The organism is Martelella limonii (assembly GCF_013344475.1).
GTDB classification, from domain to species: Bacteria; Pseudomonadota; Alphaproteobacteria; order Rhizobiales; family Rhizobiaceae; genus Martelella; species Martelella limonii.
This window is the reverse complement of record NZ_JABUOU010000001.1, coordinates 669,011-684,611: the sequence shown is the minus strand read 5'-3', so window position 1 is coordinate 684,611 and position 15,601 is coordinate 669,011. Positions and strand designations below refer to the sequence as shown.

Here is a 15,601-nt window from a genome sequence, read left to right as displayed (position 1 = left end):
TGCTTTGTCCGCGTGACGAGGGGCCGGGTGGTGCACGTGCCGTGAAACCTGCCAAGGAGGCGATCCTATGCGCCCGACCACACCCTCTCACACGCCCACCGACCAGGATCCCGATACGCCATACGACAAGGACGCCGCCGGCGGCTGGGGTTCGCTGACGGGCGTTGCCCATATCTTCGGCGAAGTCAGCACGCAGACACGGGCGCTGGAGATCCTTGCCCATCTGAACAAGCCGAAGGGCGTGATGTGTTCATCCTGCGCCTGGGCAAAACCCGCAAAACCCCACAAGGCGGAATTCTGCGAAAACGGTGCGAAGGCGACTCTGTGGGAGCTGGACGAGGGCAGGGCGGATGCCGAATTCTTCGCCGCCCATACGCTTTCCGAACTCAAGACATGGCATGATCACGATCTTGAGAAATCCGGCCGTCTGACGACGCCGATGCGCTACGATCCGGCTTATGACATTTACCGTCCGGTCGGCTGGGACGAGGCCTTCGCCGATATCGGCAACCGGCTGAAGGCGCTTGCGGACCCCAAGGAGGCGGTATTCTACGCCTCCGGCCATGCGGGGCTCGAAGCGTCCTATCTCTATGCGCTCTTTGCCCGCGCCATGGGCCACCAGAACCTGCCGCAATCCTCCAACATGTGCCACGAGACCACCTCGGTGAACCTCAAGACCTTCATCGGCACGCCGGTCGGCACCTGCACGCTGGAGGATTTCGAGGAATGCGACGCGATCTTCTTCTTCGGCCAGAACACCGGCTCCAACAGTCCGCGCTTTCTCCACGTGCTGAAGGACGCGGTGGAGCGCGGCTGTCGCATCGTCACCTTCAATCTGGTGCGCGAACGCGGCCTGTTGAAATTCGTCGATCCGCAGAATGTCGCGCAGATGACCATCGGTTCGGCGACCACGATCTCCGAAAAATACTATCAGGTACGCCCGGGCGGCGACATCGCGGTGATCGCCGGACTGATGAAATGCGTGCTCGACGCCGAGGCAAGCGCCCCGGGCAGGGTGCTCGACCACGCCTTCATCGAAAACGAGACATCCGGCTATGAGGAAACCATCGCCGCGCTCGAAACGATCACCTGGGACGACATCGAGACCCATTCGGGCCTGACGCGCGCAATGATCACCGAGGCGGCTGAGATCTATCTCGGCGCCGACAAGGCGATCGGCATCTACGGCATGGGCATGACCCAGCATGTCAATGGCTGGCTCAATCTCGGCATGCTCTGCAATTTGCTGCTGATGCGCGGCAATATCGGGCGGCCGGGAACCGGCATTTCGCCGGTGCGCGGGCACTCCAATGTCCAGGGCCAGCGCACCGTGGGCATCGGCGAGAAATCGTCGCACATGCCGGCCGACAAGCTCCGCGCGCTGTTCGGCATCGAGCCGCCGGAGGAGGAGGGGTTGAACGCCGTCCACGCCTGCGAGGGGCTGCTTGAGGGCCGCGTCAAGGCGCTCGTCTCGCTCGGCGGCAATCTGCTGCGGGCACTGCCGGACAGCGCGCGCATGGAGGCCGCATGGCCGGGGCTGGAGCTGACCGTCTCGATCGCGACCAAGCTCAACCGCTCCCATCTCGTGCCCGGCAAGGTCGGCTATCTGCTGCCATGCCTCGGCCGCACCGACGAGGACATCCAGGAGACCGGCCCGCAGGCTGTCTCGATGGAGGATTCACTCTCCCATATCTATGGCTCGATCGGCAGCGCCAAGCCGCCGGGGCCGGAGGTGAAATCCGAAACCGCGATCATCGCCGCGCTCGCCAAGGCGACACTGCCTGAAAATCCGAGATTGAAATGGGAGGAATGGACGGGCAATTACGATCTGATCCGCGATCTTATCTCCGAGACCTACCCCGACAAGTTCCCCCGCTTCAACGACAGGCTGTTCCAGCCGGGCGGCTTCTTCAAGGGCAATCCGGCGCGCGAGCGCGACTGGCAGACGGAAACCGGCAAGGCGCAGTTCACGCCGCCGACGTTGATCTCCGCGCTTGGAGAACCGCCGACCGGCAAGGATGTGATGACGCTTATCACGCTGCGCTCCAACGACCAGTTCAACACCACAATCTACGGCTTTTCCGACCGCATGCGGGGTCTCAAGGGCAGCCGCGAGATCGTGCTGATCAATCGCGACGAGATGGCGCGGCTGGGGCTGGAGGAGGGGCAGAAGGTCGATCTCGTGACCGCTATCGATGATGGCGTCACCCGCCGCGTGGAGGGCTTCAAGATCCGCGCCTACGACCTGCCGCCCGGCTGCATCGCAGGCTATTATCCGGAACTGAACCCGCTGGTGCCGCTCGGCTATCATGAAAAGAACTCGCAGACGCCCGCCTATAAGGGAACGCCGGTGCGGCTCGTTTCGACACCGTGATAGCGCGCTGCTTGGACCGGCGCGTCAACGAAACGGCCTAGGGCCGTGCGCCTGTCCGTTGAAGAAAGGCCTGTACATCCGCGCGGCGCTGCTTGGAGCCATCGAAATTGTCGAATATCTGCCGATGCCCGTCGTGGGAATTCCAGTTGTTCCTGCGGATACGATATGCAGAAATCCAGGCGAGCAAATCCTCGAAGGAGGCTTCGCTCGCACCGCCTTGAACACCGCGCTTGCGCACATTGGCAATGCAGTCTTCTTCGGGCAGATCGAGCCAGATCAGTGCGGTGAGGCGGGGAAGCGCCATGTTCGCAAGCGCACCGTAAACACCTTCCATGATCCATCGATCGCCAAGCATGACGGCACTGACCATTTCGTCGCCCTCGGACCTGTCGCGCGCCACGCCATACCTGCCAGTTTCCCAATGAAAATCATCCAGATGGTGTAGCGGCAGGGAAGCATGGCGGGAAAGCGCCGACGCCAGCCATGATTTTCCTGCGCCGCCATTGCCGATGACGAAGACACGGGTGAAATAGGCGTCCATGGCAGAATTCCCGGTTCGACCGCTCGAAATCCAAAGAACCGTGTCAAACAGATATGGTCCTGAGAAACACGGTCCGGCTCCCAACAAAAATCACATAATGTAGATTATGGAACTGAAGTGCATCTCAAAGGCTGGATTTCCGGATCAGTTCAGGACCGGCGCGCGACCTGAGAAGCACCATGCGGACAGTGATTACCGCAGTTCACTCAAGCGCTTGTAGGCTGCGGTGAACCCTTTGAGTGAAACCGGAAAGCGCACCATGTTCGTGCCGTCGATCGGCTGAACGGTGATGTTCATCACATTGCCACCCTTCAGGCTTTCCAGCATCGTTGCGTCGAATTCAAGCGGCACAAGGCAGCCTTGCGGCAAACAAGTCGAGAAGCCGAAGAGCTTTCCCTCGCTCTCTTCATCGACCGTTACCCGCGCGCCCTGTGCGAGTGCGAGGCCGAACGGCGCGATGATTGCGCCCTGGACCGTATCCACGCCGGGCGGCAGCGAAAGCTCGACCGTCAGCACGCGCTGGCCGGTGTCCTTGGCGACCTGATTGAAGACCATGGCGCAGCGCGCGCCGACATCATTGGTCACACAGGTTACGCGCCAGTCCTGATAGGTCTCGTTGATGGAGCTTGCGCCGTCCGGCATCGCGGACAACGCCTGAGCTGCCGGAAGCGAAATGATTGCCGAGACGATGACGGCTGCAAGATGACGCGATTTCACCAGAATTCTCCCCATAAACTCGAATTTCGGTCGCACGGTAGCATGATTCGAACGCCCTGACACCGTTCGGCTGTTGGGCGGAACCTGACGCGATTGCGGGGCGGCCGACCGCCATTCGGATGGAGCTTGCAAAGCCGGGGTTAATCCGCGCCCGTGCTTGCAAGGCCAGCCGTTCCTCGCCATAGTCGCCCGCAATTCGCAGCGCATATATCAAGGAGAATCCCCCATGGCCTCGCACGGCAGGCGCGATGAACAGGAAGGCCCGGCGCGGCCCCCGGTTCCCGATATCATGGCCATTCTCGGCGAGAACAAGCCGCGCCGCCGCTTTCCCTGGGGCTCGCTGGTTCTGGTCGTCATTCTCGCTGGCGCCGGCTATGCCGGATACCGGTTCTATGAACGCGGCGATCTCCAGCACCTGGTGGCCGCCAAGCCCGGTTATGTCACGCAGGAAGTCATTCGCGGCCCGATGAACGTTGCGGTGCGGGCAACCGGCGCGATCCAGCCCAAGGAACGGGTCGAGATATCGACCGAGCTGTCGGGCACCGTGAAGGATGTGCGCGTCGACTTCAACAGTCCGGTCAAGGCCGGCGACGTGCTGCTCGAACTCGATACAGACGAGCTGAAGGCCGATATCCTCAGCGCCAAGGCCGGCCTTGCCGCCGCCGAGGCGGATGTCGCCTCCAGCAACTCCGCGCTCGAGGCCGCAAAGGCCACCATGGACCGCACCGAAAGTCTTGCCAAACGCAACGTCGCGCCACGCCAGGAATTCGAAGATGCAAAGTTTGCCTATGCTTCGGCTCAGGCAGACAAGCAGAGCGCGGAGGCGCGCATCGATGTGGCGAAGGCCGCTCTTGCGCTTGCGGAACTGCGTCTGACCAAGGCGACCATTCGCTCGCCCATCGACGGCATCGTGCTTTATCGAAATGTTGAGGTCGGACAGACGGTCGCGGCCTCGCTGGAGGCCCCTACTCTCTTCGTGATCGCCGGCGATCTCGACCATATGGAGTTGCGCGTCGATATCGATGAAGCCGATGTAGGACGCGTTCAGGAAGGCCAGAAGGCGAATTTCACCGTCGAAGCCTTTCCCGACAAGGTGTTTCCGGCAGAAATCGCCTCGATCCGCTATGCGTCCGAACTCAACAGCGATGTCGTGACCTACAAGGCGGTGCTTGCGGTCGACAATTCCGAACACCTGCTGCGCCAGGGCATGACGGCGACGGCCGATATTCTCGTCAGCGAAAGCGAGGATGTGATCCTGGTGCCGTCCGCAGCCTTGCGCTTTGTGCCGACAGGCGTGGATGTCCCGACCTCCGAGGGCGACGAGCGCACCGCCTGGCTGCTGAGAAACGACGAGCCGCTGCCCGTGCCGATCACCGTCGGCGCCACCGATGGCCGCTACACTGTGGTTGCCGATGGCGATCTGCGCGTCGGCGACATGGTGGTCACGGGGACCGGCCGCGAGGGAGACCGCTGACATGGCCGCTGCACCTCTCATCGAATTCCGCAATGTTTCTCGGATATATGGCGCCGGTGAAGCCGAAATCGCTGCGTTGAACGGCGTCAATTTCGCGATCGAAGCCGGCGAGTTCGTATCGATCATGGGCCCGTCCGGCTCCGGAAAATCGACGGCCATGAACATTCTCGGCTGGCTCGACCGGCCGACCCACGGGCAGTTCTTCTTCCAGGGCGTGGATACGACGGAGCTCTCAAACCCGAAGCTGACACTGCTGCGCCGGCATCTGCTGGCCTTCGTGTTCCAGCGCTACAATCTTCTGCCGCGCTCATCCGCGATCGAAAATGTCGAACTCCCCCTGCTCTATCGCGGCATCAACCGGACGGAGCGGCGCGAGCGTGCTGAAAACGCACTGTCGCAGGTCGGCCTCGGCGACCGTCTGCATCAGCGTACGCAGGAGCTTTCCGGCGGCCAGCAGCAGCGCGTTGCCATTGCGCGCGCGCTGATCACGGAACCGGCCGTGCTTCTTGCCGACGAGCCGACCGGCAATCTCGATACCCGGTCCAGCAACGACATCATGGAGCTGGTGACCAGCCTCAACGAGGATATCGGCATCACCGTCGTCATGGTGACCCATGACGAGAATGTGGCGCGCTATGCGGGACGGCGCATGCAGTTCCTCGATGGCAGGGTCGATGGCGACAACGCGATCAATGCCGATGAATGGCAGGAGAACGACCATGTTTCTTGAGTTGCTCAAGCTCGCGCTGCGCGCTGTCCGGCGCAACCTGCTGCGTTCTTTCCTGACCGTTCTCGGCATCATCATCGGCGTGTCTGCGGTGATCGTCATGGTCACCGTCGCAAATGGCACGGCCGAGCGCGTGCGCAGCGAGATCGCGCGGCTCGGGACGGATATCCTGTTCGTGCGGCCCGGCCAGCGGGACCCGGGCGCCGCCTCGCAGGCGGCCAAGGGCTTCAGCGAGCGCGACATCGCAGCGCTGCGCAACCAGATCCCGGATCTGCGGGCGGTCGCGCCCCAGAACATCTCCGACGTCACCGTGGTTGCCGGAGGCAACAACCGCCACACCACGGTGATCGGCACCAATGACGCGTTTCTGGCGGCCCAGGACTGGGAGATCGAAAGCGGCACGGGCTTCGAAGCAGCGGAAGCTTCAGCGGGCACGACCACCTGCATCCTCGGCGCTACGGTCAAACAGGCACTGTTTGCGGAGGAGGACCCCGTTGGCGGCAATATCCGCGTCGGCAATATCTCCTGCGCCGTCATCGGCACGCTCGGCGCCAAGGGCGAGACGGGCATGGGGCGCGATCAGGACGATATCGTCCTGATGCCGATTTCGACCTTCCAGCGCCGCGTCGGCGGCGACAGCTACATCGAGAGCATCATGCTGGCCGCAAGAGACGGCGTATCCACACACGCGCTTGAAGAAGAGGTGCGCGACGTCCTGCGCGAACGCCGCAACATTCTGCCCGGACGGCCGGACGATTTCGAAGTGAACGACATGACCGAAATCACCAATGCCGTCGCCGGCACAAGAAACCACCTCACCGGCATGCTGGCAGCCGTGGCCGCGGTCAGCCTGCTGGTCGGCGGCATCGGCATCATGAACATCATGCTGGTTTCGGTGACAGAGCGCACCCGAGAGATCGGGCTCAGGCTGACTGTGGGCGCTCTGGAACGTCAGGTTCTGGCGCAGTTCATCGTCGAGGCGCTGGTTCTTTCAGTTTCGGGCGGCATTGCCGGCATCATCATCGGTCTCGGCGTTGCCTATGGCGCGGTCCAGTATCTCGGCCTGCCCTTCGTCGTGAGTCCGTGGATGATCGCCGGCGCCTTTGCGTTCTCGGCACTGATCGGCCTGATCTTCGGCTACTTCCCGGCCCGGCGCGCCGCAAGGCTCAGCCCGATCGATGCGTTGCGGTTCGAGTGAAACCAGCCAGGAAGGCTGATAGCGAAGAAGACGGCCGGCCGCAGACTGGAACGCTGATAAATGCAAAAGGGCGAGCCTCACGGCCCGCCCTTTCTTATGCCATCTTAAGCTAGAACAGAACGTCGCCTATCCCGACGGAGCGGGAGCGGCTGTTCTTCTCAGCCCACAAACGCCCGTTCGATCACGAACTGCGACGGCTTGTTGTTGGCGCCCTCTTCCATGCTGGCGGCTTCGAGAAGCGCCTTGGTGTCCTTCAGCATTTCGGTCGAGCCGCAGATCATGGCGCGGTCGGTCTCCGGGTTGAGCGCCGGCACGCCGAGGTCTTCAAAGAGCTTGCCACTGGCGATCAGGTCGGTGATGCGGCCCGTGCGCTCGAAGTCTTCGCGTGTCGCGGTCGCATAGTGGCGCAACTTGCCACCGACGACTTCGCTCAGCAATTCGTCGTTTTCGATCTCCGCCATCAGGTCGAAGCCATATTTCAGCTCGGCAACCTCGCGGCAGGTATGGGTCAGGATGACCTCATCGAACTTTTCAAACGTTTCCGGCTCCCGGATCAGGCTTGCGAACGGCGCAATGCCGGTTCCGGTCGAGAACATGTAGAGGCGCCTGGCCGGCGTCAGCGCGTCGAGAACCAGCGTGCCGGTCGGCTTCTTGCGCATCAGCACGGTGTCGCCGGGCTGGATCTTCTGCAGGTGCTGGGTCAGCGGCCCGCCAGGCACCTTGATCGAGAAGAATTCGAGTTCCTCCGCCCAGGCCGGGCTTGCGATCGAATAGGCGCGGTAGATCGGCTTGCCGTCGACCATCAGACCGATCATCGCGAATTCGCCCGAGCGGAACCGGAAGCCGTCCGGCCGCGTCATGGTGAAGCGAAACAGGTGATCGGTATAGTGCTCCACGCTCAGGACGGTTTCGCCGTATACGCCTGCCGGCAAGGCTTCTCTGAGATCTTCGGTCTTGGTCTGCACGTTCATGTTCGGTCCTGTCATTCTGTCTCTTCGGCGCCCCTGACCTGCCGACGGGCCCATACCGGGCCCGCAATTTTCAGCATGTTTGTGCGCTCAGATACTACCGCTGGCCGCCAATTGCAAAGCCTGCGGTTCAAAACTGCCTTGTCAGGCGCTCGCCTTGCGCCGCCAGCTGTAGCCCGGCACGGCGTCCGCCGGTCTTGCAGAGGGCTGGTAATAGCGGGTGACAGCCGGCAAGCGGCCTTCCGCCAGCCGGCGGAGCGCCGTTTCGTTGGTCACGGCGAAACTGTCGAAACCGCAGCGCAGCATGTGCACCAGCGGATCGATCAGCACATCGCCGATCGCGCGCAGCTCGCCGCCATATCCCAGGCGCTCCCGCAGGAGCGTTGCCTGCGAGAAGGCGCGGCCGTCATTGAATGCCGGAAAGGTGAGTGCCACGAGCACAATCCTGTCGAGATAGGGCGCAAGCCGGATCGGATCGTCAAAGGGATCGAGCACGACGCCAACCGCTTCATTGCCGTCTATGCCGTTTTCGATGATATCGGCAAAGGGGATCAACGCCCGCTCCCCCTCGCCGGCCTTGCGGTCCTCGGTTTCGACGACCCAGGGATCACCCTCGACGAAGCCGCTTTCTTTCCAAATTGCAGTCATGTTCGTGCTCCTCAGGCGGCCCTGGCTTTTTCCGGGTAGAGCGCATCCTTGAACGGCTGCGGGCCAACCCTGCGATAGGCGTCGATAAAGGTCTCGGTCTTGTCGCTGCGAAGGGCAAGGTAGGTGTCGACAATGGTCTCTACCGCATCGGTCACCTTCTCTGGCTCGAAGCCGCGGCCGATGATCTCGCCGATCGAAGTGTTCTCATCCGCCGATCCGCCCAGCGTGATCTGGTAAAGCTCCGCGCCCTTCTTCTCCACGCCGAGCAGGCCGATATGGCCGACATGGTGATGGCCGCAGGCATTGATGCAGCCGGAAATCTTGATCTTCAGATCGCCGATCTCCGCCTGCCGCTCGGCATTGCCGAAACGGGTGGAGAGTTCCTGCGCAAGCGGGATGGAGCGCGCATTGGCAAGCGCGCAGTAATCGAGCCCGGGACAGGCAATGATATCGGTGATCAGGCCTGCATTGCCCGTCGCAAGCCCTGCTTCATCGAGCGCGCGGTAGACCGCCGGAAGATCGGCGCGGGCGACATGCGGCAGAACCAGGTTCTGCTCATGGCTCACGCGGATCTCATCGAAGCCGTACTGTTCGGCGATGTCGGCCACCACGTCCATCTGCTGATCCGTCGCATCGCCCGGAATGCCGCCAATCGGCTTCAGCGAGATCGTGATGCTCGCATAGTCGTCGCGCTTGTGGGCAACGGTGTTGCGGGTCAGCCAGTTGATGTAGCCGGCGTCCGCCGTGTCGAAGCGGTCACGCTCGCGGGCGGGAAGTTCCGGCGGGGCGAAATAGGCGCGGATCGCCTCGACATCGGCTGCGGGAAGCCGCAGCGCGCCGTCCTTCAGCGCATCGAATTCCTGCTCGATCTGTGCCTTCAACTCTTCAAGTCCGGTCTCGTGGACGAGGATCTTGATCCGGGCCTTGTACTTGTTGTCGCGGCGGCCGTTGAGATTGTAGACGCGCAGGATCGCGGTCGCATAGGTCAGCAAGTCTTGCTCCGGCAGGAAGTCGCGCACCTTCCTGGCGATCATCGGTGTGCGCCCCTGCCCGCCGCCGACATAGACGGCAAAGCCGAGCGCGCCGTCTTCATTGCGCTTCAGATGCAGGCCGATGTCGTGAACCTGGATGGCCGCGCGGTCGCGTTCGGCGCCGGTGACGGCAATCTTGAACTTGCGCGGCAGGAACGAGAATTCCGGATGGATGGATGACCACTGCCGCAGGATTTCGGCATAAGGCCTGGGATCGGCAACCTCATCGGCGGCCGCGCCGGAAAAATGGTCGGCGGTCACGTTGCGGATGCAGTTGCCCGAAGTCTGGATCGCATGCATCTCGACGCTCGCGAGTTCCCGCAGGATCGCGGGAATGTCCGAAAGCTTCGGCCAGTTGAACTGGATGTTCTGGCGGGTGGTGAAGTGGCCGTAGCCGCGGTCATAGGTCCGCGCGACATGGGCGAGCATGCGCATCTGGCGGGCGTTCATCGTGCCATAGGGCACGGCGATACGCAGCATGTAGGCGTGAAGCTGAAGATAGACGCCATTCATCAGCCGGAGCGGCTTGAAGGCATCCTCGGTGATCTCGCCCGACAGGCGGCGCGCGACCTGATCTGCGAACTGGTCCACCCGCTGCGAGACGAAGTCCTTGTCGAATTCATCGTAACGATACATGAGGTCTTACGCCTCCACGCGTTCTGGATTGGCCGCCGCATAGCCAGCGGCGTAGGAAATGGTCGGGCCTTCGGCGCGGATGCGCTCGCGCAGCCTCAGCGGCCAGATGCGACCGTCCGGGCGCTCCTCGACATCTATGACAGCGAGATCGACAACCTTGTTTGCCGAGAAGTCGCGTTTGCCGATTTCGTCGAGGCTTTCGATGGCGGCATCGTGGCGGGCCACAAGCGCTGCCTGCAAATCCTCGCACCAGCGGCCGTTGGCATCGAGCCAGACGGCCAGGCCGTCGGTCAGGCGATTTGCTGTCAGAACCTTAGAGGACATGGGCAACTCCCTTGAATTTCGTTCGGGCAAGCTGGTTGTCTTGCGAAAGCGCGCTCGAATGCTTCAGATTGGCGCCGGCCACCGCATCGCCGATGATCACCATCACCGGGCCGGCGAGATCGTCGCGCGCCTCCAGCAGTGGCATTTCGGAGAGAATGCCGTGGAACAGGCGCTGGTTGCTGCGGCTGGCATTCTCGATCACCGCAATCGTCGTGTCGGCAGGAACGCCCGCCTCCTGAAGCCGGGCGCCGAGCTTGGCTGCAACGGAACGGCCCATATAGACGGCAATGGTCGCACCGCGGACCGCAAGCGCAGCCCAATCCGGCAGGGTGTCACCATTGAGGTCGTGGCCGGTCGTAAAAACCAGGGTCGAGGCAACGCCGCGCAGCGTCAGAGGCAGTTCGAAATCCGCGGCCGCTGCCGTTGCCGAGGTGATGCCGGGCACCACCTCATAGGAAACGCCTGCCGCGCGCAGCGCTGCCATCTCCTCGCCGGCGCGACCGAAGATCAGCGGATCGCCGGACTTCAGCCGCACGACGCGCTTGCCTTCCCTGGCAAGATCGACCAGCAGACCGTTGATTTCGTTCTGCGACTTCGAATGACAGTTCTTGCGCTTGCCAACCGCGATCCGCTCCGCGTCGCGCCTGCCCATATCGACGACGGCCTGCGGCACAAGCGCATCATAGGCAATCACGTCGGCTTCCATCATCAGGCGATGGGCGCGGATCGTGAGCAGGTCTTCAGCACCCGGGCCAGCGCCCACCAGCGCCACATGGCCGGCAACCTTCGCACCATCGGCAATGATCTCGTCGGCGATGCATTCAGCCTCAAGCGTACGGCCCTTCTCGATGGCGGTGGCGACGGCGCCGTTGAAGAAGCGCGACCAGAAGGCGCGACGCGGCGCGCCGCGCGGGATATTGGCATCGACCTTGTCGCGCAGCCGGTTGGCAAGCTGGGCGAGCGGTCCGAGCGAACGCGGCAGCATGGTGTCTATCTGGGCGCGGATCATCTGCGCCAGCACGGGCCCCGCCCCTTCCGTGCCGATGGCGACGGCGATCGGCGGGCGGGTGACAAGCGCCGGCGTATAGAAATCGCAGTCGTCCTTCTGGTCGACCGCATTCACAGGGATCGACGCTGCCCGCGCGGCATCGGCTATCGCATGATCCTCTTCGCTGATGCCGGTTGCGGCAAACACCAGGGTTGCACCCTCAAGCTGGGTGCGATCGAACGGCGCTTCCACGATCCGATAGCCGCGCTCCGAAAGAAACGCCCGATAATCCTCCGCAAAGCTCTCGGCATAAGCCACGATTGCGGCGCTGGTCTTCGCCATAAGCCGTGCCTTGGCATAGGCCTCGTCCTCGCCTCCGAAGATCGCGACCTTGCGGCCATCGACGCGGAAAAACGCCGGAAACGTCGTCAGTAAATCGTCATTCGTGCTCATGGCGCACCGTCCTTCTCAAGATCGCGATAACAATCGCTCTCGAAGCGCCCGGTTTGAAGAAACGAAAATGCGCGCCGGCCCGGGAACGCACATTTCATTCCTCAATTCGCAGCTTTGCAGGGCAAATTTGCCCGCGTCTGACCGTCAAGCCTTGCGCATCACCGGCAAAGGCCCTTTAAATCAGGCCAGACCAGCCACCGGAGTGGATTGACCGTGGACGACCAGACCCTGACCGAAAGACTGCTTGCCGTCATCGAAGATGATATATTGCCCATGACGATGAAGGGCGTCAGCGGCGGAAACAAGGTGTTCGGCGCCGCCATTCTCAGGAAGTCCGACCTGTCTCTGGTCATCGCCGGCACCAATGACGAGACCAGAAACCCGCTCTGGCACGGCGAGGTCAATACGCTGAAGCAGTTTTACGAACTGCCCTCCCCACCGGCGACGCGCGACCTCGTTTTCCTGTCGACCCACGAACCCTGCACCATGTGCATGTCAGCGATAACATGGGCAGGCTTTGACAATTATTTCTATTTCTTCAGCCATGAGGATTCCCGCGACAGTTTCGCAATTCCCCATGATCTGAAGATCATGAAGGAACTTTACGGGCTTGATGCCGGCGGCTATCGGCGCAGCAACGCCTTCTTTACCGCCCGCTCAATCATCGACATGGCGGAGGCTGCCGAGGAGCCCGCCCGGTCCGCATTCCTCACGAGAATCGGCGCAATCCGGAAGACCTACGCCCTTGCCTCGGACACCTACCAGTCTCATAAGGGCAGCAACACCATACCGCTCGGCTGAGCACCCTCATCATTACGGAGCCCGAACCGTGGAAGCTTCCCGCGATATCGCTCGCCTCATCGACATCATGGCCGCCCTCAGGACGCCCGTCACCGGCTGCCCCTGGGACCTGAAGCAGGACTTCGACAGCATCAAGCCCTATACGATCGAGGAGGCCTACGAGGTTGCAGACGCGATCGAGCGGAAGGATTTCGACGATCTCTGCGACGAGCTTGGCGATCTTCTCCTCCAGGTCGTGTTCCACGCAAGGATGGCCGAGGAAGAGGGGCTGTTCGCCTTTGGCGATGTGGTGCATGCGATCACCGCCAAGATGATCCGCCGCCATCCGCACGTCTTCGCCGTCAATGAGGCCGATACGCCCGAAGCGGTGAAGGTCCAGTGGGATGAAATCAAGCGGCAGGAAAAGGCGGAGCGGGCCGCGCGGCGCGCCAAAAGCGGGATCACCGAAGACATGAAGGCCGGCCATCTCGGCGGCGTCCAGCGGTCATTCCCGGCGCTGACCGAGGCGCTGAAGCTTCAGGAACACGCCGCGCGCGTCGGCTTCGACTGGTCGGAGCCGGAACCGATTCTTGCGAAGTTCGAGGAGGAGATCGGCGAACTGCGCGAGGCCTTGCAGAGCGACGACAAGCCGGCAATCGCCGATGAGCTCGGTGACCTGATCTTCGCCGCCGTCAACCTCGCCCGACACGCCAAGGTGGACCCGGAACAGGCGCTGCGCGGGACAAATACGAAATTCCGTCGCCGTTTCAACCACATCGAGACGTCTCTTGATAATGCAGGCGAAACGCTCGACGCCGCCACGCTGGAGCGCATGGAAGCGCTCTGGCAGGATGCAAAGGCGATCGAGCGAAAGCTGGGCTGAAAGAGCGTGGGACGAACGCGGCTGGCAACGTCACCCTGAGCCTCACCGCTCGCTCCCCACACCTCTCAGCCCTGCGGCAGCGATGTGGCGACCGTGATCCAGCATTTCAGCTTTTGGAAACGTCTGCGATGAAAGGCTCGCCGTCAACCGGCGAGCAAGCTCTCCAGCCGATCGGCTTCCGCGCTTGCGAGCCTGATGTCCAATTCGACTGCGCCATCTTCCAGGTCTCGCCGCTCGTCCACGATCGTGTGCTCATAGAACCATGGCAGCAAATGGAGCTGCTGCGGCTTGAGCGTGATCGTGGTTTCGCTCAGAACGCCGGACAATCGCGTCGCGATCTGATCCATCAGCGGATCGATCCCCTCGCCCGAAATGGCGGAAACAGCCATCACGCCTTCTGTCGAGGCCGCGCGCGCCATCAGAGCGTCATGCTCTTCGGGCTCCAGCAGATCGACCTTGTTCCACACTTCGAGAATGCGGGCGTTCTGCTCCGCCTCGTCGATTCCGAGGTCGGCAAGAATGCGCAGCACATCGGCCGATTGCGCATCGCGGGCAGGATCGGCCATGTCGCGGACATGGAGGATAAGATCGGCTTCCAGCACCTCTTCAAGTGTCGCGCGAAAGGCAGCAACGAGGTGGGTTGGAAGGTCGGAGATGAAGCCGACGGTATCGGAGAGGATGACGGTGCGTCCGAGCGGCAGCTTCATCCGGCGCAGGGTAGGATCGAGCGTTGCAAACAGCATGTCCTCGGCCAGCACCCCTGCCCCGGTGATCCGGTTGAACAGCGTCGACTTGCCGGCATTGGTATAGCCGACCAGCGCCACGATCGGATGCGGCACCTTCTTGCGCTTGGAACGGTGAAGCTGACGGGTGCGCACGACCTGCTCCAGCTCGCGCTCGAGCTTGGTGATGCGCTCGCGCAGCATCCGGCGGTCTGCCTCGATCTGGGTTTCGCCGGGACCGCCCATGAAACCGCCGCCGCCGCGCTGACGCTCAAGGTGGGTCCAGCTCCGGACCAGGCGGCCGCGTTGATAGTTCAGATGGGCAAGCTCGACCTGCAGCCGGCCTTCCTTGGTGGAGGCGCGCTCGCCGAAGATTTCGAGGATCAGGCCGGTGCGGTCGATGACCTTCGCAACCCAGGCCTTTTCCAGATTGCGCTGCTGAACCGGCGACAGCGGATGATCGACCACCACGAGGCCGATATTGTTTTCATCCAGGATCTGATCGAGTTCCTCGATCTTGCCGGTGCCGAGCAGCGTGGCCGGACGCGGATCATTGACGCTCACGATCTCGGAGGCAACGACCTCGAGACCAATGGCGCGCGCGAGGCCTTCAGCCTCCTGCTGACGGCTTTCGGGAGCGCGCGTGGGGAGCGCGGAACGCTCCATTTCGGCGCGCGATTGCTTGATCACCGGCACGATCACGAGAACGCGGGACGAATCCCTGTTCTCGTATTCGCTTTCGGGAAATTGGGAATTATCGGAAATTGCTGTTCACCGGATCAGGAGGCGCTGTCATCGCCTTCGAACATCTGGACCGGCTGACCCGGCATGATGGTCGAAATGGCGTGCTTGTAGACGAGCTGGGAGTGCCCATCGCGCCGCAACAGAACGCAGAAATTGTCGAACGACGTCACGACGCCGGTCAGCTTCACCCCATTGATCAGAAAGATCGTGAGTGAAATTTTCTGCTTACGAACTGTATTAAGGAAAAGGTCCTGCAAATTCTGAGAACGTTCCGCCATAGCGCCGCTTCTTTCTTTCTCTTGCCGGCCGTGGCCGGTTCCGCCTCTTCGTCGCCCTGCTGATGGCAGGTGCAACATACCATGAACTTTTGGTAGCAAATCGCCGCAGCTTCCG

The 15,601-nt window shown here is 62.2% G+C and carries 15 protein-coding genes; 6 read left to right on the top strand and 9 right to left on the bottom strand.

Annotation, left to right across the window (positions count from 1 at the left end):
* Positions 1 to 67: 67 nt before the first annotated feature.
* Positions 68 to 2,374 (top strand): FdhF/YdeP family oxidoreductase, encoded by a 2,307-nt coding sequence (locus HPQ62_RS03215; RefSeq protein WP_174801041.1) that lies wholly within the window; start codon positions 68 to 70, stop codon positions 2,372 to 2,374.
* A gap of 37 nt (positions 2,375 to 2,411) precedes the next feature.
* Here the strand turns inward: HPQ62_RS03215 and HPQ62_RS03210 are convergent, their stop codons facing one another.
* Both HPQ62_RS03210 and HPQ62_RS03205 read right to left on the bottom strand, forming a co-directional pair.
* On the bottom strand, positions 2,412 to 2,915 hold the full coding sequence (locus tag HPQ62_RS03210) for a P-loop NTPase family protein (RefSeq protein ID WP_174801040.1): 504 nt from the start codon (positions 2,913 to 2,915) through the stop codon (positions 2,412 to 2,414).
* A gap of 192 nt (positions 2,916 to 3,107) precedes the next feature.
* Positions 3,108 to 3,632 carry an invasion associated locus B family protein gene (locus HPQ62_RS03205; RefSeq protein WP_174801039.1) on the bottom strand — a complete coding sequence of 175 codons (525 nt, stop codon included), beginning with the start codon at positions 3,630 to 3,632 and terminating at the stop codon, positions 3,108 to 3,110.
* Between the two features lie 226 nt (positions 3,633 to 3,858).
* On the opposite strand from HPQ62_RS03205, the gene HPQ62_RS03200 reads away from it, so the two are divergent.
* Genes HPQ62_RS03200 through HPQ62_RS03190 form a run of 3 tightly spaced genes read left to right on the top strand, consistent with a single transcriptional unit; the run spans position 3,859 to position 7,031 of the window.
* A complete protein-coding gene (locus HPQ62_RS03200; RefSeq protein ID WP_174801038.1) occupies positions 3,859 to 5,106 on the top strand; it encodes an efflux RND transporter periplasmic adaptor subunit in 1,248 nt (415 codons plus the stop codon).
* Between the two features lies 1 nt (position 5,107).
* On the top strand, positions 5,108 to 5,836 hold the full coding sequence (locus HPQ62_RS03195) for an ABC transporter ATP-binding protein (RefSeq protein WP_174801037.1): 729 nt from the start codon (positions 5,108 to 5,110) through the stop codon (positions 5,834 to 5,836).
* A complete protein-coding gene (locus HPQ62_RS03190) occupies positions 5,826 to 7,031 on the top strand; it encodes an ABC transporter permease (protein WP_174801036.1) in 1,206 nt (401 codons plus the stop codon). Before HPQ62_RS03195 ends, HPQ62_RS03190 begins: the two co-directional genes overlap by 11 nt.
* Positions 7,032 to 7,189: 158 nt before the next feature.
* Here the strand turns inward: HPQ62_RS03190 and HPQ62_RS03185 are convergent, their stop codons facing one another.
* The 5 genes from HPQ62_RS03185 to cysG form a co-directional block, all read right to left on the bottom strand.
* A complete protein-coding gene (locus tag HPQ62_RS03185) occupies positions 7,190 to 8,002 on the bottom strand; it encodes a ferredoxin--NADP reductase (RefSeq protein ID WP_174801426.1) in 813 nt (270 codons plus the stop codon).
* Between the two features lie 141 nt (positions 8,003 to 8,143).
* Positions 8,144 to 8,647 carry a DUF934 domain-containing protein gene (locus HPQ62_RS03180; RefSeq protein ID WP_174801035.1) on the bottom strand — a complete coding sequence of 168 codons (504 nt, stop codon included), beginning with the start codon at positions 8,645 to 8,647 and terminating at the stop codon, positions 8,144 to 8,146.
* 11 nt (positions 8,648 to 8,658) lie between these two features.
* Positions 8,659 to 10,314: a nitrite/sulfite reductase gene (locus HPQ62_RS03175; RefSeq protein WP_174801034.1), complete on the bottom strand. Its 1,656-nt coding sequence runs from the start codon at positions 10,312 to 10,314 to the stop codon at positions 8,659 to 8,661.
* 6 nt (positions 10,315 to 10,320) lie between these two features.
* A complete protein-coding gene (locus tag HPQ62_RS03170; RefSeq protein WP_174801033.1) occupies positions 10,321 to 10,638 on the bottom strand; it encodes a DUF2849 domain-containing protein in 318 nt (105 codons plus the stop codon).
* On the bottom strand, positions 10,628 to 12,079 hold the full coding sequence (gene cysG / locus HPQ62_RS03165) for a siroheme synthase CysG (RefSeq protein ID WP_174801032.1): 1,452 nt from the start codon (positions 12,077 to 12,079) through the stop codon (positions 10,628 to 10,630). The genes HPQ62_RS03170 and cysG overlap by 11 nt, the downstream gene beginning before the upstream one ends.
* Before the next feature lie 273 nt (positions 12,080 to 12,352).
* Between cysG and HPQ62_RS03160 the strand changes: the two genes are divergently transcribed.
* Positions 12,353 to 12,880, top strand: a complete 528-nt coding sequence (locus HPQ62_RS03160; protein WP_194246278.1) for a nucleoside deaminase — start codon at positions 12,353 to 12,355, stop codon at positions 12,878 to 12,880.
* A 28-nt stretch (positions 12,881 to 12,908) separates the two neighbouring features.
* Complete coding sequence (mazG, locus tag HPQ62_RS03155) at positions 12,909 to 13,742, top strand: nucleoside triphosphate pyrophosphohydrolase (RefSeq protein WP_174801030.1); 834 nt, start codon at positions 12,909 to 12,911, stop codon at positions 13,740 to 13,742.
* Between the two features lie 143 nt (positions 13,743 to 13,885).
* On the opposite strand, the gene hflX is transcribed toward mazG, so the two are convergent.
* Together hflX and hfq are read right to left on the bottom strand one after the other, a co-directional pair.
* Positions 13,886 to 15,130: a GTPase HflX gene (hflX, locus tag HPQ62_RS03150; RefSeq protein WP_174801425.1), complete on the bottom strand. Its 1,245-nt coding sequence runs from the start codon at positions 15,128 to 15,130 to the stop codon at positions 13,886 to 13,888.
* A gap of 113 nt (positions 15,131 to 15,243) precedes the next feature.
* Positions 15,244 to 15,486: an RNA chaperone Hfq gene (hfq, locus tag HPQ62_RS03145; RefSeq protein WP_045682886.1), complete on the bottom strand. Its 243-nt coding sequence runs from the start codon at positions 15,484 to 15,486 to the stop codon at positions 15,244 to 15,246.
* Positions 15,487 to 15,601 lie beyond the last annotated feature (115 nt).

Coding starts and splice junctions, on each gene's coding strand:
- HPQ62_RS03215 (WP_174801041.1), top strand. CDS start 68: ATGCGCCCGACCACACCCTCTCACACGCCCACCGACCAGGATCCCGAT.
- HPQ62_RS03210 (WP_174801040.1), bottom strand. CDS start 2,915: ATGGACGCCTATTTCACCCGTGTCTTCGTCATCGGCAATGGCGGCGCA.
- HPQ62_RS03200 (WP_174801038.1), top strand. CDS start 3,859: ATGGCCTCGCACGGCAGGCGCGATGAACAGGAAGGCCCGGCGCGGCCC.
- HPQ62_RS03195 (WP_174801037.1), top strand. CDS start 5,108: ATGGCCGCTGCACCTCTCATCGAATTCCGCAATGTTTCTCGGATATAT.
- HPQ62_RS03190 (WP_174801036.1), top strand. CDS start 5,826: ATGTTTCTTGAGTTGCTCAAGCTCGCGCTGCGCGCTGTCCGGCGCAAC.
- HPQ62_RS03185 (WP_174801426.1), bottom strand. CDS start 8,002: ATGAACGTGCAGACCAAGACCGAAGATCTCAGAGAAGCCTTGCCGGCA.
- HPQ62_RS03180 (WP_174801035.1), bottom strand. CDS start 8,647: ATGACTGCAATTTGGAAAGAAAGCGGCTTCGTCGAGGGTGATCCCTGG.
- HPQ62_RS03175 (WP_174801034.1), bottom strand. CDS start 10,314: ATGTATCGTTACGATGAATTCGACAAGGACTTCGTCTCGCAGCGGGTG.
- HPQ62_RS03170 (WP_174801033.1), bottom strand. CDS start 10,638: ATGTCCTCTAAGGTTCTGACAGCAAATCGCCTGACCGACGGCCTGGCC.
- cysG (WP_174801032.1), bottom strand. CDS start 12,079: ATGAGCACGAATGACGATTTACTGACGACGTTTCCGGCGTTTTTCCGC.
- HPQ62_RS03160 (WP_194246278.1), top strand. CDS start 12,353: ATGACGATGAAGGGCGTCAGCGGCGGAAACAAGGTGTTCGGCGCCGCC.
- hflX (WP_174801425.1), bottom strand. CDS start 15,130: ATGGAGCGTTCCGCGCTCCCCACGCGCGCTCCCGAAAGCCGTCAGCAG.
- hfq (WP_045682886.1), bottom strand. CDS start 15,486: ATGGCGGAACGTTCTCAGAATTTGCAGGACCTTTTCCTTAATACAGTT.